At 35.7% G+C, this 22,610-nt stretch carries 16 protein-coding genes, 1 tRNA gene and 1 pseudogene; 7 read left to right on the forward strand and 11 right to left on the reverse strand.

What is annotated here, in order from left to right:
* Positions 1-59 precede the first annotated feature (59 nt).
* The 9 genes from P1K33_RS11575 to P1K33_RS11615 form a co-directional block, all read right to left on the reverse strand.
* Positions 60-896 (reverse strand): DUF8693 domain-containing protein, encoded by an 837-nt coding sequence (locus P1K33_RS11575; RefSeq protein ID WP_284653138.1) that lies wholly within the window; start codon positions 894-896, stop codon positions 60-62.
* 227 nt (positions 897-1,123) lie between these two features.
* Positions 1,124-1,834, reverse strand: a complete 711-nt coding sequence (locus tag P1K33_RS11580; RefSeq protein ID WP_284653139.1) for a LytR/AlgR family response regulator transcription factor — start codon at positions 1,832-1,834, stop codon at positions 1,124-1,126.
* A gap of 10 nt (positions 1,835-1,844) precedes the next feature.
* On the reverse strand, positions 1,845-2,162 hold the full coding sequence (locus tag P1K33_RS11585) for an Hpt domain-containing protein (protein ID WP_284653140.1): 318 nt from the start codon (positions 2,160-2,162) through the stop codon (positions 1,845-1,847).
* Positions 2,149-4,851, reverse strand: a complete 2,703-nt coding sequence (locus P1K33_RS11590) for a PAS domain-containing protein (RefSeq protein ID WP_284653141.1) — start codon at positions 4,849-4,851, stop codon at positions 2,149-2,151. The genes P1K33_RS11585 and P1K33_RS11590 overlap by 14 nt, the downstream gene beginning before the upstream one ends.
* Before the next feature lie 118 nt (positions 4,852-4,969).
* On the reverse strand, positions 4,970-5,383 hold the full coding sequence (locus P1K33_RS11595; RefSeq protein ID WP_284653142.1) for a response regulator: 414 nt from the start codon (positions 5,381-5,383) through the stop codon (positions 4,970-4,972).
* A 65-nt stretch (positions 5,384-5,448) separates the two neighbouring features.
* Positions 5,449-6,471 (reverse strand): PAS domain S-box protein, encoded by a 1,023-nt coding sequence (locus P1K33_RS11600; protein WP_284653143.1) that lies wholly within the window; start codon positions 6,469-6,471, stop codon positions 5,449-5,451.
* 11 nt (positions 6,472-6,482) lie between these two features.
* Positions 6,483-6,905 carry a response regulator gene (locus P1K33_RS11605; protein ID WP_284653144.1) on the reverse strand — a complete coding sequence of 141 codons (423 nt, stop codon included), beginning with the start codon at positions 6,903-6,905 and terminating at the stop codon, positions 6,483-6,485.
* 11 nt (positions 6,906-6,916) lie between these two features.
* A complete protein-coding gene (locus P1K33_RS11610) occupies positions 6,917-8,776 on the reverse strand; it encodes a PAS domain-containing sensor histidine kinase (RefSeq protein WP_284653145.1) in 1,860 nt (619 codons plus the stop codon).
* Complete coding sequence (locus P1K33_RS11615; RefSeq protein ID WP_284653146.1) at positions 8,727-11,486, reverse strand: PAS domain S-box protein; 2,760 nt, start codon at positions 11,484-11,486, stop codon at positions 8,727-8,729. The genes P1K33_RS11610 and P1K33_RS11615 overlap by 50 nt, the downstream gene beginning before the upstream one ends.
* Positions 11,487-11,933: 447 nt before the next feature.
* Here P1K33_RS11615 and P1K33_RS11620 point away from each other — a divergent pair, with 447 nt between their 5' ends.
* The 7 genes and pseudogenes from P1K33_RS11620 to P1K33_RS11650 all read left to right on the forward strand — a co-directional run bounded on the left by P1K33_RS11620 (position 11,934) and on the right by P1K33_RS11650 (position 18,509).
* Positions 11,934-13,655: a RemA C-terminal-like gliding motility protein gene (locus P1K33_RS11620; RefSeq protein WP_284653147.1), complete on the forward strand. Its 1,722-nt coding sequence runs from the start codon at positions 11,934-11,936 to the stop codon at positions 13,653-13,655.
* Positions 13,656-13,748: 93 nt separating this feature from the next.
* Positions 13,749-13,991, forward strand: a pseudogene (locus P1K33_RS11625) (GTP cyclohydrolase II); the annotation flags it as partial.
* A gap of 238 nt (positions 13,992-14,229) precedes the next feature.
* Positions 14,230-14,314 (forward strand) — tRNA-Ser (locus P1K33_RS11630).
* Between the two features lie 250 nt (positions 14,315-14,564).
* Positions 14,565-15,824 (forward strand): site-specific integrase, encoded by a 1,260-nt coding sequence (locus P1K33_RS11635; protein ID WP_284653148.1) that lies wholly within the window; start codon positions 14,565-14,567, stop codon positions 15,822-15,824.
* A gap of 196 nt (positions 15,825-16,020) precedes the next feature.
* Positions 16,021-16,569: a helix-turn-helix domain-containing protein gene (locus tag P1K33_RS11640; RefSeq protein ID WP_284653149.1), complete on the forward strand. Its 549-nt coding sequence runs from the start codon at positions 16,021-16,023 to the stop codon at positions 16,567-16,569.
* Between the two features lie 92 nt (positions 16,570-16,661).
* The gene (locus P1K33_RS11645) at positions 16,662-18,149 is read left to right on the forward strand and encodes a MauE/DoxX family redox-associated membrane protein (RefSeq protein WP_284653150.1); all 1,488 of its coding nucleotides are present in this window, start codon (positions 16,662-16,664) and stop codon (positions 18,147-18,149) included.
* A gap of 93 nt (positions 18,150-18,242) precedes the next feature.
* Complete coding sequence (locus P1K33_RS11650; protein WP_284653151.1) at positions 18,243-18,509, forward strand: DUF6520 family protein; 267 nt, start codon at positions 18,243-18,245, stop codon at positions 18,507-18,509.
* A gap of 65 nt (positions 18,510-18,574) precedes the next feature.
* Here the strand turns inward: P1K33_RS11650 and P1K33_RS11655 are convergent, their stop codons facing one another.
* Positions 18,575-21,208, reverse strand: coding sequence for an alpha/beta hydrolase family protein (locus P1K33_RS11655; RefSeq protein ID WP_284653152.1), 2,634 nt, complete (start codon positions 21,206-21,208; stop codon positions 18,575-18,577).
* 3 nt (positions 21,209-21,211) lie between these two features.
* Entirely contained in the window at positions 21,212-22,606 is a 1,395-nt protein-coding gene (locus tag P1K33_RS11660; protein WP_284653153.1) for a RagB/SusD family nutrient uptake outer membrane protein, read from the reverse strand.
* Positions 22,607-22,610 lie beyond the last annotated feature (4 nt).

Genomic DNA, 22,610 nt, shown 5'->3' on the forward strand with positions numbered 1-22,610 from the left:
GTTTCCTTTCAAAATAAATAAACATCACTTAAAATTGTCCGATTAGAGTGGAGTTTGCTTTAAAAAGAGGCATTCTTGACGGTAATGCTACCGTCTTCAGAAACGCCTCTAATGATCATTGTTTGTTGACAGACATTATGAATTGGGATCATGACTATATTGTTAAATACAGCATTGTTTTTATATAGCAATTGTCCATTAAGTGAATGCATTTCAATACTTTGCAAACGAATGTTTCCGGATTTAACGGTAATAAATGTATCATCATGATTTATTTCGAGGCTGAATACCGTAAAATTATTGGATTTCAATAAATCTACTCCCGGCGGCGGCGGCGGACTATTGGGAACGGTATAAGTTAATTTAAAACGATTGTTATAGGTTCCTGACTGGCAATCGAAAATATAATTATCAGTTTTTAAATTGGTGTAAGTATTCTTTAAAATGTCGTGCAGGTAGATGGGTTGGTTGACATTTAAAAATAAACCATCAACATGATCAATCGAGAAGGTATATTTACCAGAATAGGCAACAGACAAACATAACGGAACAGTATCATAACCGGCAAAAGGCAATCCTTTCATTTGAATTGCATAACGGGTATTATTAATAAACGAAGTAAGGGCTATAGCACCACTATTGATGTAGGCAGCGTCTACGCCGGAATCATATCCATTAGTTGCACCGGTGCAGTAACCATATAAGGTTTGCGAGTATGCGCCACTTGTACTCGTTACATTTAACCAGATACGATGTGATTCAACAGTGATTACCGTTTTATTTGATAGGCATCGCGCTTCAGCATGATAAGATGATACAGTTATAAATAGTAAAATCAATTTACAGTTTTGGATAACGATAAGTAAGTTTTTAGAATTAAAAGTAAAATTTTTCATGATTTTAAAGTTTAAGTTCATGATAGATTTAGGGGGAACTATGAAGCAAACTTACGTAGGGAAATTCGGTGGACTACTAAAATTTAGATGAATGTCTTGTTTCTGTAGATGAATTGTTTTTTTCGGTCGACAAAAGGTTATATCGTCAACCTACATTAGACTACCATGAGCATAAAAAAAGTGGTAATGCTCAATTTTAATAAGATAAAATTTAATAAAAGTAGGGTCTATAACAAATTGAGTCGTTTCATTAACACCGGCTTGTTGCCACGACTGATAGGAATAACATCTTTTCCAATTAAAATACTATTGTCTTCAATATCAACAATTTTTTTGGTGTTAATAATGTACGACCGATGTATCTTTAAGAATAAATCGTCAGGTAATTTATTTTCTATTTTTTTTAAGGTCGTGTGAACAGTGTAGTTAACCGTATCGGTCTTAATGATAATATAATCCCCTTCGGCTTTTATAAGTATAATGGTAGGAATATCTATTTTTATTAAACGATTACTGATGTTAATATAAAATTCACTGGTATTACCCACTAAGTTGCTTTTTTCTATGTGGTTGTGTTTAACCGTTTCAGTTCTCCAGTTCAATTTTTGCATGGCTTTTTCAAAGCGCTCTTCTGTAATGGGTTTTACCAAATAATCTACTATACAATCGTATTCAAAAGCATTAATGGCAAAATTCTTGTCGGAAGTAATCAGTATAATTTTTGGTGGATCCTTGATAGTATTCATAAAATCAAAGCCATTAAAATCGGGCATGTGAATATCGAGGAAAACAACATCAACTTTTTCTTTGTTCAAGTATTTAATGGCCTCAATAGCATTGGGAAATTCTCCCACTATTTTTAGTTCAGTATGTAGTGAAATCATTTGCGCTATTATGGCCCTTGCAAACATTTCGTCATCTATAATAATACAATTCATAATCTTGATTTTATAAAGAATTTACATAGCACTGCATTAAATTTAGCGTTTTTTCAAATGCTTCCCGCAAATCTACGTTACTATTTCTCACATTTTTTTCATATTCATCTGCTTGTTGATAACCATTTTCCAAACCAAGTATGCCAATTTTATTTTTTAATTTATGGATGCATTCTGCTGTTTTCTTCCATTTTTTTAGTTGAAAACTAGTATAATAGGCATCAATTTCCATGGGCAATTCGAATTTAAGGACCGCTATAAATTTTTGTTTTATATCTTCATTGTTCCTTGAGAGCTTATTGATGTAATCTATATTAGGCTTTTCCATGGATTTTTGGCAGTTTAATAAAAAAAGTTGTTCCCACTCCTATGGTACTCTTCAATGATACGGCACCATTATAATTATCCACTATTCTTTTAACGATGGATAACCCTATTCCGGTTGCTTTTTCTTCTTTTGAATAAGATTGGAACAGTTCAAAAATTTTGGTTTGATACTCCGCTTCAATACCCTGACCATTATCCTCAATAGAAAATATATAATGATCCGCATTTTCGGTATATGATAATTCAACAAAACCTTCCTCTTTGTCGATATAATTTACGGCATTGCTGATTAAATTCTGAAACAATTGTTGCATCCTAAACCGGTCAGTTTCGAGTATTGGCAGTACTTTTTTGATGGATACTTTTACATTTTCAGGAATATGAATGATCTTAATGCAATTTTGGACGATTTCATTAAGATTAACTTTTTCGGTAAATTCTTCGCTCGAATCCAGTTTGGAATAAGTTAAAATACCTTGTATCAGACTATCCATTTTTTCAACCTTGTCTTCAATTAATCCGAAATAACGCTCTGTTTGCACGCTAAAGCCTTTATTATTGTCTTCTTTAATCCAAGTGATCAAAGCGTGAATACTGCGCAAAGGAGATTTTAAATCATGAGATACCATATGCGCATATTCATTAAGGCGTTCATTTTGGGTTTCTAATCTTTTTAAAAGTTGTTCCTTTTGAAGCTCCAATTTTTTTTGCTCGGTTATGTCTAAATGGATTCCTATAGAACCTATAAGTTCTCCATTTACATTATAATTAGGAGCACCACTTATGAGCCAGTGCTTTTCTTCACCCGTCTTGATGTTAACCGGGATTTCATATGAATTGGAAACTCCGTCAAAGCGTTCTTTAATCTTCTCTTCAAAAATGGCTATGCTTTGTTCGTTTAAAAACAAGTCCGAGGCTTTATGCCCCATCAATTCATCAGTAGTATAACCACTCATCTCTGCAAAAGATTGATTGGCTAGTTGAATGATGTCATGATTGTCGACTTCCAGCAGTCCCATATTCATGTTAGCGATAATATTGCTGTATTTTTCTCTTTCCGCCTCAAGACTTTCGCGGTACCTTTTCTTTATAGTAACATCTTCATAGCTCCAAAGGTATCCATCAAGTTTCTCTCCCCGGTAAATAGGGATAAAGGTCCTCTCAAGAATTCGCCCGTCTGCAAGTTCTACGATTTCTGCGATTACAATTTCTTTTTTGTCGATCGTTTCTTTTAATCGGTCTAAAAAATGATCCGGGTATTTAAAGTAATCCTTAACTCCTACTGCAATCATTTCACAGTCTAACCCTTTCATGATTTCTGGTTCGGCGTCAATTTCAAACAATGAACAGAATTTGGTGTTGACCAATAGTAACTTTTTATTGTCATCTTCAAACAAAATTCCGGATTGCAGATTTCCAATTAAGGAATTCAATCGATTCTGTGATTCGATAAGCTGTTGGCTGAATTCTTTTTCAAATGAAATGTCCTCTTGTATGGTAAAATACTTTTTGACTTTACCATATCCGTCATGTAGTGCCTGCCCCTGAATATGCACCCAATATTTTTGATTGGATTTGGTGTAGTTCACTATTTCACAGTTAAAAGGCAAACCATTTTTAATTTGTTCACGGAGATAATTAATCGTTTGTTGGTCGGTTTCCGGACCGTGTAAAAAGTTTTCGGGTTTTTGTTGCAGTACCTCCTCCAATGAGTATTCCGTCAGTTCCAAAAAACTGGAGTTGACCCATTCTATTCTGCCGTCTTTATCAGAAATCAGCACCGGGTTACTGTTTTTTTCAGCTATTGAGGACAAAAGCAATAATTGTTCTTCTCGGTCTTTTTCAGCGGTCACATCTTCAATGATAGCAAAATATTGGGATACATACCCTTTTGCATCATAAATGGGTTGTCCGGTTATTTTAGATTTGAAGGTATCTCCATGCTTTTTGATGTGAACAAATTCTACCTCAAAAGCTTCTCCTTTATAGAATGCTTCAACCATTTTATAAATTTCAGCTTTATTAGACAATTTACCACGGCCCACTTCAATAATAGATTTTCCAATAATTTCTTTATATGAAAACTCCGTCAGACTAACAAATGCCTCATTACACCAAACGATTTCCCCTTGGGGTTGTGTAAAAACCACACCGTTTTTATTGGCACTGGCGACTAACGAAAGTTTGTTTAGTTCTTCCTTATCAACATTAAGTTGTTGGCGTTGTTCGTCGATAGTCGCAATAAGATTTTTTAATTCGCTGTTGTTCTCTTCTCTGTTTTTTAAAAAATTAAGCATTTCCAACAAGGAATCATGATGAGCAAAATCAGTGGTTACAAGGCCATTCTTACCCACTTCCTCCAAAGACACCAACCATGGGGACCCTATAAAGAGAAAGCCATTGGCTTGTTGTTCAAACTGACCTCTTAGGGTCGTAGCATTCATCCCTTTTGAGGTAAGCACTACCAATTGGTTAAGAAGTGTTTTGAAATTTTTTGGGGTAATATTACTTTTGAAAGGCCTTACAATGGTAAAATAATTGGTAAACAATTCGTCTTTATCCAAATTGGGCATCACCTTGGCAATACTGTTTCCAAATTTTCTAATCATCAGCTTGTCATCAATGAAGATATAAAAAGGAAAAATATTGTTTAGGGTTGAATCATTAAAGACAAATGGTAAATCAGTCATAAGTACTTGTTCATTTTTGAAGTCATTGAATACAATATTCGCAATTTACATTATATAGCAATGTTAATAATACTTACAATGTATTTTGCAAAGAAATCAAATTTGAATATACATTAATTTATTCAGTTATTAATTCATTACAACTCCAATACTCCAATAATTTTTGTATTTTAAATACATAATCTTCATATTTTAAAGGCTTTAAAACATAACCTGCAATGCCTATATTATAACATTCCTTTACATCCTTAAAATTACTGGAAGTAGTTAATATGACGACCGGAATATATTTTAATATTGGGTCATTTTTTAAAAGTGTTAAAAACTCAATTCCATTGAGCTTGGGCATATTTAAATCTAATATGATGATATCCGGAAGACGATCTCTTTCCTTTAAAATTGCTAAAGCAACTACACCATTTTCAGCCGCTATAATTTGATGGTCTAATCCCAATCCATTAATGACCCTATTGAATTTCATCACCTCAATAGTATCGTCTTCAATGAAAAGTATGTTTAATGATTTCAACATTGCATTTTAGGGTTAATTTACGGATATAAAAAACTCTAAAGTAATTGTTTTTTCATTATAAGCTATTATTTTTTATTAAGATTTATAGCTGATGTTTTTACGGTAATGTCTTTTATAATAGTATCCAGCTCTTCCGCTGATTCTAATAAATGATCTAACATTGTTTTGCTTTCAGCATCATCAAGGCCATAATTTTTAATGATATCCACTAGGCCGATGATTTTGGCTAAAGGAGCCCTCACTAAATGCGATTGTATCCACGCAATTTCTTTAAGTTTTTCATTCTGTTTTTCAATGGCCTCAACATGAGTTACCCGTTCTGTAATATCATTAGCTAATATAAGTCTACCGGTAGTATTCTGAAACGGAATGACATTACTTTGGATTTCAACATTGATGATTTCACCGTTTTTTTTCTGATGCCTGAAATTCCCGATCGAATAGGCGCCTGGTTTTTCATTTAATAATTCAATTCTTTTAATCAGTTCCGGTACATCTTCAGCCGGTCTTATGTCTTTGATGGTCATCCCTAAGAATTCCTGTAAAGTATAACCATAATGTTTTTCTGCAGCTAAGTTAACATCTAAAAATCGTAAAGTATTAATATCATAAACCCACATAGGCAGTGGGCTTAAGTGAAATAAATCGCTATAGCGTTTTTCGGATGTTTCTAATTGAAGTAGTGTTTTCTTTCTTTCGATATTGTAAACAATGCTTTTGTATAATATATGGGCATCTAAATCATCCTTTATCAAATAATCCGAAACCCCAAGCGATAAGGATTTAAGGCCAAAGTTGAAATCGGAATACCCTGTTAAAATGATGAAAGGAATCTCATGGCAAAGTAACGACATTTCGCTGATGAGTTCCTCACCGCTTTTATCAGGTAAAGAAAGGTCTAACAGTACCAGGTCACAATGAAATGAGGAATCCGTTAGGATAGATCTCGCTTCTTTAAAATTTTTCGCCCAAGAAATCGTATGAGCTACAAAATGTTCTTGTAAATAGTCTTCAATCAGAATATAATCTCCCTGATTGTCTTCAATGACTACAATTTGGTATGGTTTATCGTCTTTAATGAATTTCATTTTATTAAGATTTAAGGGAGTTGAACAATGCTAACCCAGAAATTTTCAATTTTGGCCACAGCCAACATGAATTCATTTACATCAACCGGTTTAGTGATAAAGCAATTGGCGTAATGGTTGTATGCTTTAATAATATCTTTTTCCGAGGAAGAAGTGGTAAGCATGATTATGGGAATATATCTCAAATGTTTACTTTCTTTAATATACTGCAATACTTCGTGACCATTTTTCTTAGGCAAATTAATATCGAGCAAAATTAAATTGGGCAAGACCGCATTTTCAAAAGGTTCCTTTTGGTTAAGGAAATCAATGGCCTGTTTGCCATCTTTGACGACACTTACTTTATTAATTATTTTGCCTTCTTCTAAAGCTTCGGTAGTTAAAAGAATATCCCCTTCGTTATCCTCAACCAATAAAATGTGAATTGCTTTCATGTCTTAAATATTTATTTTTTTGGAATGGTAAAATAAAAGGTAGTTCCTTCTTTCGCTTTAGATTCTAACCAAATCTGGCCTTTTAAGTTTTCTATAATTTTTTTCGTGATGGCTAACCCCATGCCGGTTCCCGAATATTCTTCTTTGCTGTGCAAACGCTGAAAAATAATAAATATTTTATCAAAATACTCCTGATTGATTCCAATGCCATTGTCTTTAATTTCAAATTTCCACGAAGAAGTACTTTCATGACACGATATGGTAATGATGGGTGTTTGGCTTGATTTGGAATATTTTAAACTGTTGCTTACTAAATTTTGGAAAACCTGCTTTATAGGAGCGGCATGGGTTTTTATTACAGGCAGTTGGGTATAATTTATCTCGGCATTTTTTTCTTCGATCTGCTTTTTGTACAGCAATTTGATTTCTTCAACAATAGTGTTTAAATCTACTTCTTCGAGCTTGGTTTCATTTTTACCAATTCTTGAAAATTCCAGTAAATCTAATATAATCTGGCGCATTCGTTTGGCACCGTCAACCGCAAAAAAGATGTATTTTTTGCCTTTTTCATCAAGCACATTTTCGTATTTCTTTTCAATTTGAGTCAAAAAGCTGGTAACCATTCTTAGAGGTTCCTGTAAATCATGCGAGGCAACATAGGCAAACTGTTCGAGTTCCTCATTGGAAATTGCCAATTCTTTGACATGGTTCTCCAAGGCCCGGTTCATTTTTTTGAGTTTAGACTCAGTATGTTTTCTGTCGGTAATGTTTTTGAAATAAACCGTCAAACCCATTTCTGATGGGAAGGCATTTAACTCAAACCAATAATTTAACAATTTAGAATAGGTTTCTAATCGGACAGGCTTATTTTGAAATTTGGCTTTGTAAAAAGCATCATGGATTTTTTCAGAAAGTCGGCCCTCATACAACTCCCAAAAGTTTTTACCAATCATTTGCTCTTTACTTCTGCCTGATAATCTTTCTGCTTCTTTATTCCAATAGCTTACATTCCAGTCAGAATCCAGCGTGTAAAACCCGTCCTGAATACTCTCAAGGGTATCCGTCAAAGTTTGGGTTGCTTCTTTTATTTTGAGATCCTGGTTTTTTCTTTCGGTTATATCAGAACGTATCGCTACATACTGGTAAGGTTTCCCATTTTCATTCAAAAAAGGAACAATGGTGGTATCAACCCAATAAGGGGTGCCGTCTTTAGCTTTGTTTTTTAACTCACCTTTCCATACTTTACCCTTAGCAATAGTGGTCCATAGTTGTTTGATAAATTCTTTTGGATGATAGCTTGAGTTAATAATACGGTGATCCTGGCCTAATAATTCTTCGCGGGAATATTTGGAAATTTTACAAAAATTATCATTTACGTGGGTTATAATTCCCTTTTGATCGGTAATAGCTACAATGGAAGATTCATCTAAGGCATATTTATAATCGGATATTTCTTTTAATCGTTTGAATAATTCTTCTTCACCAACCTTTCTTTCGGTTATATCAGAACGTATCGCTACATATTGGTAAGGCTTCCCATTTTCATTCAAAAAAGGAACAATGGTGGTCTCTACCCAATATGGTGTGCCATCTTTGGCTTTATTTTTTAACTCACCTTTCCATACTTTACCCTTAGCAATAGTGGTCCAGAGTTCTTTAATAAATTCTTTTGGATGATAGCTTGAGTTAATAATACGGTGATCCTGGCCTAATAATTCTTCGCGTGAATATTTGGAAATTTTACAAAAATTATCATTTACGTGGGTTATAATTCCCTTTTGATCGGTAATAGCTACAATGGAAGATTCATCTAAGGCATATTTATAATCGGATATTTCTTTTAATCGTTTGAATGAATAATTCTTCTTCACCAACCTTTCTTTCGGTTATATCAGAGCGTATGGCTACATATTGATATGGTTTTCCTTTTTCGTTAAGAAAAGGAACAATAGTGGTATCTACCCAATAAGGGGTGCCATCTTTGGCTTTGTTTTTTAATTCGCCTTTCCATACTTTACCATTAGCGATAGTGGTCCAGAGTTGTTTGATAAATTCTTTGGGATGATAGCCGGAGTTAATAATACGGTGATCCTGTCCTAATAATTCTTCGCGGGAATATTTGGATATTTTGCAAAAATTATCATTCACGTGGGTTATAATACCCTTTTGATCGGTAATAGCTACTATAGAAGATTCATCTAGGGCATACTTATAATCGGATATTTCTTTTAATCGTTTGAGTAACTCTTCTTCAACTATCTTTTTCTCGGTTACATCCCGTTCAATTGAAATCCAATGGGTGTATTCCCCTTTGTCATTAGTCACCGGATTCAAAGACAGGTTTACCCAATATTCTTTACCGCTTTTAGTATAATTAATGATGGTAATTTCGCAGGGTTTCCATTCATCCAATGATTTGTAAAAACGGTCGAGCTCTTCGGTATCAGTTTTTTTTCCTTGCAATAATTGGTGTGTTTTACCTATGATTTCCTCAGGAGCATAACCACTCATTCGGGTAAATGATTCATTGACATAAACAATCTTTCGTCCTGATTCGTCTGAAGGGTATGCTTCTTTAATCACGATGGCATCGTTGGTGTTAGTAACTACCGATTCCAATAATTTAAGTCTTTCTTCTTCTCTTTTTTCCTGTGTTACATCCCGTTCAATAGCAATCCAATGGGTAAACCATCCTGTAGCATCGGCAACCGGATTTATAGAGAGATGCACCCAGAACTCTTCACCGTTTTTTTTATAATTTAATAAGGTTACTTCATAAGGTTGCCATAGACGCAAGGCAGCGCTTAATTTTTTTAATTCTTCCTTGTCAGTTTTTGGACCTTGCAGTATCCGGGGCGTTTTACCCACAACTTCTTCCGCAGTATAACCGGTCATTTTGGTGAAAGCGTCGTTGACGTATACAATTCTTGGTCCCGGCTCATCCAGTGGCTCAGCTTCAGTAATTAAAATAGAGTCAGCCGTATTGGTGATTACGGATTCTAACAGTTTTAAACGTAATTCTTCCTCTTTTTTCTTAGTAATGTCCTGCATTGCCCCAATAATCCTGATTGCCTTGCCGTCAGCATCGCGAATGACAATTCCTTTATTGATGACATAACAATACTTGCCATTGCTTTTTTTGTATCGGTATTCTTCTATCCAATTGGTCTCTTTGCTTTTAACTATGGTATAATAGCTCTCCGTTATTTTTTGGATATCCTCCGGGTGTATGTTTTGTATCCAGGCGGCACTATCGTCTTTGAGTTCGGACAGCTCATAGCCGAATATTTTTTCAAAACCGTCTCCCCAAAATATTTTATCCTCTTTGATATTCCAATCCCAAATGGCATCAAAAGTAGCTTTGGTAACATATTCAAAACGTTCGTTGCTTTCCTCGATTATTTTTTTGGCTTTTTTACTTTCCGTTATATCCTTAAAATAAACTGCCAGGCCATTTTCGGAAGGATAGGCGCTTATTTCATACCACTTGTTTAAAGCCTGATAATAATCCTCAAAATGCACTACCTTATGGGTTTTAATGGCCTGATGGTATTTTTTATAGGATTCCGAATCAATACTATCTGAAAATACCTCCCATAGATTTTTACCTATAATCTCATTTTTCATTACGCTAAGATCACGCTCAGCGATGCGATTCCAGTAGGTGACGGTCCAATTTTTGTCCACTGCAAAAAAAGCATCACCAATACTTTCCAGTATAATAGTGTTCTCTTTAAGGGCTTTTTCAACTTCTGCCGTGCGCTGATAAACCCTTTGCTCTAATTCTTCATTTAATAATTTAAGGGATTCTTCTGCTTTTTTGCGTTCTGTAACATCTCGGGCAATACAATAGAGTTTCCCGGTAACCGGATTAGGAGTAGCATTCCAATCCAACCAGATATAACTGCCGTCTTTTTTTAGGTAACGGTTTGTAAAATGAATTACAGAGGCTCCCATTTTTAATTGGTTGTACGCTTGTAATGTTTGCGCTATATCATCAGGATGCACATAGTCAATAAACGGTTTCGTAGTTAATTCGTTTTCGGAATAGCCTAATACCTTATTAAAGCTGCAATTAGTTATCTCGAAATACCCTTCGGTGTTGGCAATACAAGAAAAGTCATTACTGTTGTTGAAAAAATATTCAAACTCTTTAGCCTGCTTTTTTGCGGTTATTTTTTCAGTAATATCTCTTACACAGTGGATAATGAATTTTAATTCATCTGTATCATTAAACAACGGAATGTTTTCAGGCTCCCAGTATTTAGGCTCAAATTTGGACGTACCTCGAATAGGGATGTCATATTTTTGAATCTCCATTTTGTGCTTCTTGTTGGTTTTAATAACAGTATGCAGCGATTGGGATAAATTTTTGACTCCGTCAGCGGTTGGGTCGGCATCATTATCGGGGAAAGCTTCAAAAATTCCTTTCCCAATTAAATCAGTCCGTTTTGAATTGGTTGCTTTAAGGTAGGCTTCATTAACATCTACTATAGTGAATTTTGGAGAGTCTGGCGTCAAAACCAAACTTGGCGTAGGTGAAATCTTGAAAAATTCAAATAAGGCCTTTTTTCCAATCATATTTTTCTATATTAAAATAATTCTTTTTTTGAGAGGTTAAAAGAGAATGGAAAAAATATTCTTAGTGGTATTATTTTCAAATTTAACTTTTTATTTTGATTTTTTATGCGATTTTTTTGTTAAAAAATCATTTAAAATCAATATTTATTTCTTTTTCACTCATTTCTTGAGGGTTAACCTTTTTTCTATAAAACTTCAAAACCAAAAAAAAATGCTTGCATCAACTGCATTTAATCTGAATAATTTCCATTCACCGAAGGCAAAATACCATTCGTCGACTCCAAAGTTGCATTTCGTCTAAATTCTCTAAAAACATCACGAATTGAGAATAAGTTTGCTTATGGTAAATCCTAAACCCTAAACAATAATCAAAATACTAACCCATTATGATTTATAGGTAATTGGAACCAAAATAAATACAAAACCCTAATCTTAAACATATCAGTTATGAAAAAATCATTACACACAACAGCAATCAAAACCCTATTTACAGTGATTTGCTTTGGATGCACTTTTTTAGGTTACGGACAAGCAACCGATTCATCTACATGGACAATAACAGCTCCTGCCACAACCCCTGCTTGGAATAATGGAGTTCCAACGGCTACAACTGCCGCTGTTATCGCCGCCCCTTTTACCTCGGGAGGAACAGGGATCACGGCTTATTCGCTGACAGTTACAAATAATACTACTGTGATTATTTCTTCGGGAGACACTGTAACGCTGAATGGAGCATTGACGGTGGAAACGGGAAGTTCAGTTACTTTTAATAATAACGCGAATTTGATTCAGGGAGGAACGACCAACTCTAATTCAGGTGTTATTACTATGAAACGCAATAGCTCGGCATTGAAAAGATTGGATTATACTTTGTGGTCAAGTCCGGTTACCGGAAGTCAGACACTGTTGAATTTTTCACCGATGACTTTGACTAATCGTTTTTATACTTACACCACTTATGAAGCGATAGTTCCGCCGGCCACTTCCAGCAATACAAATCTATATACCCTTGTTGACCCAGCTACTACCAACTTTGCTCCTGCCAAAGGATATTTGATCAGAATGCCAAATAACCATCCAACTACAGCTACCAATTGGGAAGGTCAGTTTACAGGAGTTCCAAATAATGGTGACTACAGCTATGTCATGGTTGATGGAGGAGCCGGCAACCGACTCAATCTAGTTGGAAACCCTTATCCATCGCCTTTGAATGTAACCGATTTCGTTGCTGCTAACAGTGCTAACATCACCGGAACACTTTATTTTTGGCGAAAAACCAATAACATTTTAAGTCCAAGCTACTGCTCATGGAGTTCACTGGGATTTACCAGTAACGGAGATGCAGAGGCTTTTGATTTGAATGGCGTTATTCAAACGGGACAAGGCTTCTTTGTAGAAGGAACCGGCAACGGAACCACTCTTAATTTCAATAATACCATGCGTGTTGATAATCATGCCAATCAATTTTTTAGAAATGCTAATGTGACCAATACTGTGGAAAGCAATAGAATCTGGTTGAATGCCACCAGCGCAACCGGTGCTTTTTCTCAGGCTTTAATAGGCTACTGTACAAACGCAACTCAAGGCGCTGATGTTGGTATTGATGGTCGTTATATTAATGATGGAGATATTGCCTTGACTTCGCTAATTGGAACCATTCCTTATGCCATTCAAGGAAGAGCATTGCCTTTTGACGCTAGTGACATTGTACCTCTTAATTTTAAAGCAACAACCGCAGGCAATTATACCATTGCTATTGATCATGTTGACGGATTGTTTACCGGAAACACTCAGGCTATTTTTATTAAAGACAATTTAAATGGGGCTTATCACAATTTAAGCAATGGCCCTTACACTTTTGCTTCAGCGGCAGGTACTTTTGCTAATCGCTTTGAAATAGTATATCAAACTCTACTGGGTACACCTAATAACCATTTTAACTCAAATACTATGGTCGTTTATCATCAAGAGCATGATGTTGTTATCAATACCGGAACTACTATGATGGGAACAGCACGCCTATATGATATCAGTGGAAGATTGCTGATTGAGAGAAAAGGCATTAATGCTTCAGAAACCCGAATCAATATGGGTGTTTCCAACCAAGTATTACTGGTTGAAGTCACTACTGTTGACGGAGCAAAAGCCACCAAGAAAATAGTGAATTAACAAAAAAAGTTCAAACATCATTTGAGGTTAATACGTTTGGAATTTTTATTAAATAATACCTTCAAGTTTCCTTGAAGGTATTATTTTTTTTTGATTAATTTAAAAAGACTTTCTTCCGATTTATTGAATCGATTGATAGAATTGAAACAATTACAATCAGAAGGTATTTTGAAAGCGCTACAAATAAAAATGGACATCAAAGACTTTGGTATTGGTGCCCAAATTCTACACGATATTGGTATCGCGAAGATTAAACTCATCTCGAACACCACCCAAACCAAGCGTGTCGGTATGATTGGCTACGGATTGGAGATTACGGAATACGTGCCTTATTAAGTACGAGGTACGAAGTTGGAAGTAAGAAGTACAAGTTTAAAAGCAAGAAGTACGATGTACGAGGTTGAAAGTACAAAATTAAAAGCTTGAAGTAGTTATTTTAGCAACTAACTATCAGTTAGTGAAACAAATAGGACTTTCGCGAAAAATAAGTAGATATTTTAGTCAAAATCTTTTTGCAAAATGAAAAAGGTTGCTATATTTGCAACCGCATTAAGAAATTAATGCCCGACTTATTGGAGAAATGGCAGAGTGGTCGATTGCGGCAGTCTTGAAAACTGTTGACTGTAACAGGTCCGGGGGTTCGAATCCCTCTTTCTCCGCTGACCGAAAGGTAATTTGAAGCAAAACGCTGTAAAACTAAAGTTTTACGGCGTTTTTTGCTTTGTAGCTGTATCAAAGAAGTTCATTAAATGGTATCGTATCAGTGACCTATTTAGTGACCTATTTATTTCAACGTAAATGGGTCACTAAAATTCGCTGAACGACCTGACTACCAACCTGTTCAAATATTGTACATCTTGTGTCAGGTGTGATTGATAGATAATTTTATAAATCTAAAATTTACACATTATGAACAAAACTTTCAGCCTTCTTTTTCTTCTCAAAAAGAACAAACAAAAAGCCAACGGAACAGTGCCACTTTATGCACGAATCACAATCGACGGTATTCCAAAAGAAATCTCATGCAAGAGAGCAATCCAACCGGAACTTTGGGACAATAAACTGCAAAGACTTACTGGCAGAACTCAGGAAGTAAAATCGATGAACAATTATTTGAAAACCTTTGAACAGGAAATCTACGATGCACACCACATGGCGATAAAAGATAAAAAACCGGTTACTGCAGCGGTTGTCAAATCAAAAGTTACTGGAACTGATCAAGCAAAGTATATGATAGTTCCAATTTTCAAGGAGCATAACAGAAAAATGTGGGCTTTGGTTCCAGATGAATATGCCGAAGGAACTGCCGAACGATATGATACATCTTTAAAACACACAGAAAGTTTTATACTATGGAAGTATAAAGTCGCCGATATGAACATTGCCGATATTGACTACGAGTTTGTGACTGAGTATGAGTTTTACTTGAAATCAGAAAAAAACTGTTGCCACAACACAGCAGTAAAGTATGTGAAGAATTTTCAGAAGATAATCAACATCTGTCTCAAAAATGAATGGATTGTCCGCGACCCATTTCTTAAATACGAAGCTAAAGTAAGAGAAGTCGAAAGAGATTATTTAACGTTAATTGAGTTGAGAACCATTTACCAGAAAAAATTTGTTTCGGAACGCCTCAGATTGGTTAGAGATATTTTTGTTTTCAGTTGCTATACAGGTCTGGCATATATTGATGTTAAACAACTATCACCAGAACATATTTCTCTTGGTATAGATGGAATCAAGTGGATATTTAAAAATAGGCAAAAAACTGATGGCCCTTCAAATATTCCTATGCTTCCAATTGCCAATGAAATCGTTGATAGATATTCTAACAACCCTAAATGTATAAATGAAAATCGCGTATTGCCGATTCTAAGCAATCAAAAAATGAACAGTTACCTAAAAGAAATTGCGGATGTCTGTGGTATAAACAAAGACTTAACCTTCCACGTAGCACGACATACCTTTGCAACCACGGTAACACTTAGTAACGGAGTGCCAATCGAAAGCGTAAGTAAAATGCTTGGACATAAGAACTTAAAAAGCACACAAGTTTATGCACGAGTACTTGATATTAAAGTGAGTGCCGATATGCAAGTTTTACGAGATAAATTGCAGGAAATAATGAACTCCGAAGATGGCAAAGTTTTATTAAGCTACACCGGTTAAAATCAAAATAAATTTTCAAAATATTAAAAGCATTGCAATCAAACAGCAATGCTTTTTTATTGAAAAAAAACTTCAAAATTAGGGTGTTTAATTCCCGAATCACACACTATACTTCTTGATTCGGAAAATTGCATTATATAGCTTTGTCGACACTTCACCCATTCATTCCTGCTACTTCTTTACTATATATAATTGCATGGACACAGAACAAAACCAACAACGAATCAAAGCTATTTACCGGATGCTTTTAGAAATGGCGACAGGTAACTTGTCATATCGTATTCAGTCAGATGGGCAGGATTTAAAGTTTGATGAACTTGCCAAATCACTAAATGAAGTGGCTGAGAAAATGCAATTGGGAAACTATTTAAACCCTCACAACTTTACCAATCCAATCTTAGCTGGAAATGATCCTGCAACAGTCATTATTCAAAAAGTACAGGACTACATCTTAAATAATTTAGAAGAACCATTACCAACAACAAAAGAGCTGTCGAAGATGTTTGGAACAAATGAGTTTACCCTGAAGGAAAATTTTAGAAATATTCTTAAGACAAGTATTTATCAATTTTACAATGACGAGCGTTTGAAAAAAGCGCATTTTCTAATTCAGCAAACAGCTATTCCGCTAAAGGAAATTTCTTTTTTATGTGGATTTAACGATTACACTAATTTCTTTAAGGCATTTAAGAAAAAATACAACTACACACCCAGTGACCTCAACCGTTTGAATAATGACGATTAACAAGCCAACATCTTTTTTGCATATTCAAATTCCCAAATCACCATTTTTCAAGATTTTCATTTACAGAATTTTACACAACCAAAACCTATAAAATGAAACTGTCGCTACACCTAAAAACCAACATCATTTACTCCATTAGTTTGCTGTATATCCTTTTATTTACCTATGCTGCAATAAGCAAGATACTCGACTTCGAAAACTTTCAGGTGCAACTCGGTCAGTCACCATTATTAAGTGCTTATGCAGAAAGTGTTTCTTATGCTGTCCCAACAATTGAACTCGTTATTTGTTGCCTGCTTTTAATCCCGCGATGTAGAATGATTGGATTATTTACAGCTTACAGTCTAATGGTAATGTTCACAGCATACATCTACATAATCTTAAATTATAGCTCCTTTATTCCTTGTTCTTGTGGCGGAATTTTAGAAGATATGTCTTGGAACCAACACATGCTTTTCAATATAGCATTTATTATCCTTTCTGTCATTGCTGTTTTATTGTCTGAACCCGGATTAAAAACTATAAAGTACATAATGATTGGCTGTGGAGGACTTGTGAGCATCGGGCTCATTTTCGCATTATTTTATATGTCGGAAAATTTAATTCATCACCACAATAATTTCACTCGCAGATTTCCACACTTTCCGGCAGTTCTGGATAAAGAAATGAATCTTAAAGCTGATTCCTACTACTTTGCCGGAAGTAATAGCGGCAAAATTTATCTTGGCAACTATACTGCACCGCTTCAAATTCTGGAAATCGATAGCACTTTGCAAAACAAAACAATTCACAAAATAAAGCTCAATAAAATGAACCTGCCGTTTACCACTATTCAAATAAAAATTCTAGGGTCCTATTTTTATCTGGTTGACGGTAATGTTCCCTGTATTTTCAAAGGCAAAACAACCGATTGGAAGGCATCTTACATTATGCGCGGTGATCCCTATTTTTCACAATTCGTGCCTGTCGATTCAACTAAAATAGCATTCCGCACAATTTTAAAAAAGACTAAAACAAATACACTGGGTTTGTTTGATTTGACCGATACTACATCTATAAAATTTGAACCTAAAGTAATCGAAAAACAAATTGATGGCGTTTTTGATACTGATGGTCAAGTAATATATGATGCAGCATTTGAAAAGCTTGTTTATATCTATACCTATCGAAACCAATTTAGTATTACGGATAAAAATCTCAAACTGTTATATCGTGGAAATACTATCGACACTACAGCGCACGCCAATTTAAAAGTGGTAACAATTTCAAGTTCGGGCGAAACAAAATTATCGGCACCACCTTTAACCGTCAATAACACCAGTGCAGTTTTTAAGAACACTTTATTTGTTTCGTCTAATTTACCCGGCAAATATGAAAGTTTAGAAATGTGGAAAAAGGCTGCCATAGTCGATTTATACAACCTGGAAAATCGTTCCTATTTGTTGAGCTTTTATATCTACAATACTGATGGTAAAAAAATGCGCAGCTTCTATATTGAAGGGGCTAAATTATACGCACTCATAGGTTCAAAAATTGTCGTTTACAAACTTAGAAAGTCTGTAACAGAAAATTTCAAGTAAAGAATTCTAATATAAAAATATACTGGCCGGTTTCAGGGATAAGATTGAAAACCTGTATAAAAGAGTAAATCGTAACTTTTAAATTTTACTATTATGAAAATCAAATTTTTTAAATTGATTCTACCAGTAGCGGTTGTCGCTTTTGGTTTAGCTGGCGCTATGCATACTAATGCAATGGACAAAAAAGCCACAAAATTGGTTAACAAATGGGGTTACACTCATATCGATGGTGAGAACTGCGTTCTTACCAACGTTATGTGTAGAACCGAAATTGGACCTCCTTGCAAGCAGGGTTCTAATCAGCTTTACGATTTCGTGAGCACAACAAGCTGCCCAAATCCATTAAATAAAATTCCTTAGTATTTTTATTTAAAAGAGTAATGCAGTTCCAATCGGAACTGCATTCTCATTTGTATTAAGGCTTCTCAATTTCCCATCCAATCTTTTTTAGGTTTATCGTTAAGATAATAGTCAAACCACTCCATTACTTTATTTATCAAATCTGCTTGTTTAGCAGGGTTTTCGAGATTATGGTCTTCGTTAGGATATCTCAACATTGTTACTTTTTTACCCAGTCTTCTCATAGCAAGATATAATTCCATAGATTGCGTTGGAGCAACATGCCCGTCTTTTTCTCCCGTCCAAAGTAGTAATGGTGTTTTTATGTTTGGTGCATCAAATACCGATGAATTATGAATATACCCATCAAAATCCTCAAACAGAGGTTTTATCATGCGGTTAGTGAAATACTCGTATCTCCAAAATTCTGCTTTTTTGTAATTATCACTTACTGTTAGATATTCACTCAATAGGTCCGTAAACGCTGCACCTGCCACAGCGGTCGCAAACAGATTACTTTTTGTGATAATATAGCTTGTTTCATACCCTCCAAAAGAATGTCCAATCAATCCAATTCTTTGTGAATCGACATCGCCCATCGAAAGTACTTTGTTGACTGCCGCAGTTGTACAAACTACCGCAGAGTCAGCAGGATTACCCAAACTATAATCAATATCCGGCAATAAGACAAAATAACCCATGGTCACAAAATTAACGATGCTAAATCCATCATAAACAGTATTGGAAGGATTCCTGTAATAATTCAGTTGATCAGATGTCTTTTGATAGACGCGTACTATCATGGGATATTTTTTCCCTTTTTCATAATCAGTAGGATAATACAGTAATCCCTTAATCGGCTTACCAGTTGCACCCATATAGTTTATCGATGTGACCTTTCCCCAAAAGTAATTATCCTGTTGCGGGTTAGATTGATACACCGTTTTAGTGATTGCACCATTTTTAAACTGAAGGCTGGTCGGATGTTCGTAATCTTCCTCAAGCCAAATATAAGTATTGGTAGCTTCCGCCTTTTTCAGGTCATAGATTCGATGCGCGCTAAACTCTAAAGGCTTTTCTTTCCCATTTTCCCAAACATAATAGCCCTGCATACTCTCGTCAGGTGACAAGGCTTTAAGTACCAACGGCTTCTTCAAATCGATTACATCGCTATCATACACCCCATTAAATGACCCTTCAGTTGCTTTTGTCTTGGTGATGCGACAAACAATGCTTTTCTCTCTGCCTTTGGTAATCCTTTTTGCATCCGTTCCATCTGTCTTAACTTCCCAAACATCAAATTTATCGTAAATGACGATTGCCTTATCATTTAAAGTCCATCCGGCAAAACCATACGCATCCGGCTTGTCACCAATATCGTTAGCTTCATCATATACAGGAACTCCCATAGTGCTAGTTAGGTTTTTATGCGCTGCAGTAGCAATATCATAACTATACCAATTTCCATCCTTAAAATAGGCAATGTATTTACCATTAGGAGACATAATGGTATGATGCAATTCGGGTGAATGGCACTGCATCCACAGTTTACGCTCTTTGGTTACCAGATTTGTGATATAATAGTCCCTATCGGGCGAATACCTAAACTGCAATTCGCAAGGTTCCATACTAGAGGTTACGGCAAATTGATGGTCGCCCGATAACTTTAAGTGGGTTTCTTTAGACATGAACTCAAAAACAGCAGTAGCATCCGGATACCAAACGGCAACTTTTGCCCAATCATCAAAGGAATCGTACTGTGCTCGTTCGCTGTATAGTAATTTGTCATCACCATGCCAAACTTCAACCAATGGATTTTTATAAGGGTTGTTTATCATGTTTGGCACCTCCTGAAAGAAAACCATTTTACCATCATCTGAAATTTTTAGGCTTTCAGCATCAGGAGACTCAATATGTTTGTCTTTTGAAAATCCATTAGTGACCAATGGATCTAATAAGCTGACCTTATTGTCGCTAAATCGGTAGTGAGCCAATTTTGCACTGGTAACATTCATTTTGGTCGATTCGCTTACTGATTGCAATACCATTACAAATGAGCCGCTGTTTTTTTGCCACACCACATTGGTTCCAACATTGCCTGTAAAAGGTAACTGCACCATACGCTCAATAGTATTTTGAAAGGATATGACTGTAGCCGAGCCACCTGATTCATTTTGAATGCCATACACCAACATAGTTTTATCACTGTTAAAACGCCAACAACTGATATTTTCAACCACTTCTGTAGTACCATTTAGCAGATTACGAATGGTCAACATTTTGCGATTATCTACTGCTCTCGAAAATACAAACAGGTACTTGCCATTACTGCTAAATTCATAATCACCTGCAGCTGTAAACACCTCAAGTTTACCATTCTTCAAATTGGTTAAGCTCATAGCTTTCCCATTGTCACAGGCAAACCAACTGTCACCACAAAATTTCCCTCTTGTACCAAACGGATAACTGTATGTTATCTTTCCATCATTCTTGCGAACAAATAAAGTATCCCTATCCGAGTTGTAGTGCAACCCATAACTTACCCATAAACCTGTCTTTGAAATGCCTGTCGACTCCATTGTACTCCACAAATGATAATCTGCCGGAGTAAGTTGCTTTTTTTGTTTAACCTGCCCCATAACGGAGCAGGAAACTAAAACAAAAAATAGGAAACATGAAGCTCTTAGGATATTCTGATTGTAAATTAAATTAGTACGCATCGCTTAATATCCGGGATTTTGAGGATTGAGATTTGGGTTTAATATAAGTTCGGAAACTGGTAATGGCAGCAACTTATCAGTATCATTCCAACCAGGTTTTACACTACCCAAAACTGTATTAAGATTATTGGTTCGTTTTAGGTCAAAAAATCGATGTCCAAATTCAGTAAACAATTCAAATCGTCGCTCTTCCAATACAGCCGCAATAATATCAGTTGATGTTATTGCAGTTGTCCCTGTGAGCCCGGCACGATTCCTAACAATGTCTAAATCATCCTTAGCACCGGTTAAGTTGCCTTGGTGAGCTCTTGCCTCAGCACGTATCAAATACTGCTCTTCCAACCGTAGTACAATCGAGTGCTCCATCGAGCCACCTTCCGTCAACATATTTTTGTATTTATTAGGATAATACCAAGTAGTAGTGCCATCGGTAATAGTACCTATCCAATGAGTTTTTCGCAAGTCGCCTGCCGAAAAACTATTAACTAAATTGTTTGTTAGCGCAGAAAGTGGCGGAGGTCCCGAAGTAAAAAGAAAAGTGCTTCCCTCTTGCGTATTATTATCAGGCAACGCCGGACTAAACTGCCATATCGTTGATGGACTTCCTTTCAAAAAAACCGAATCTATATTGGTTTCTATACCATACAAATCAATGGCATTGATAACTGCCGAAGCATCGTTCGAAGCTTCATCCCAATTACCTAAATAAAGATTAACCCTTGCCAACAAAGCACGTACCGCATATTTATTTGGACGAACACGATTGGCACTAAAGTAACTTTCCGGTAACAAGTCAAGTGCAGTCAATAAATCTGTTTTAACAGCATCATAAACCGCTGAAACCGGCATCCGCGAAACGGTGCTGTTTAATGTGTAATCAGTGGTGGTGATATACGGCACATCACCATAAAGGTTAACCAGATAAAAATGTAAAAGTGCCCTAACAAACAAAGCTTCGCCTTTTAACTGATTGCGGTTCTCTATAGAAAGAAGAGTTGAATTTTCAGCACCATAAATCACGGCATTGGCAGCATATATTTGGTTAAAGGTATCTGTCCATAAACTTTTCATGTCGGTCAAGGATGGTGTCAAAGCGTTCATATAAAAATAATCAGTGCTGCTTTGCGGATAGCTGTAATAGTCAAGCTCATCACTGTAATTTCCCAATTGATGCGACAACCCTGCCGGAGAACCACTAAGTAAACCGGTATCGCGCATTTTTGAGTAAATGCTCGTCATGGCTGCATTCGCAGTAGCCATATCCTCAAAAACGGCTGGCGCAGTAAGCTGTGAATTCGGCAGTTCCACGTCCACAAAATTATCACAGCCAAAAAGCAGGAAAACCAAGCAAACCGGTAACAAAAGTTTAGCGGCTATATATTCAATAATATTTTTCATAATT

Origin of the sequence: Flavobacterium terrisoli (genome assembly GCF_030167905.1) — a bacterium.
Lineage (GTDB): Bacteria > Bacteroidota > Bacteroidia > Flavobacteriales > Flavobacteriaceae > Flavobacterium > Flavobacterium terrisoli.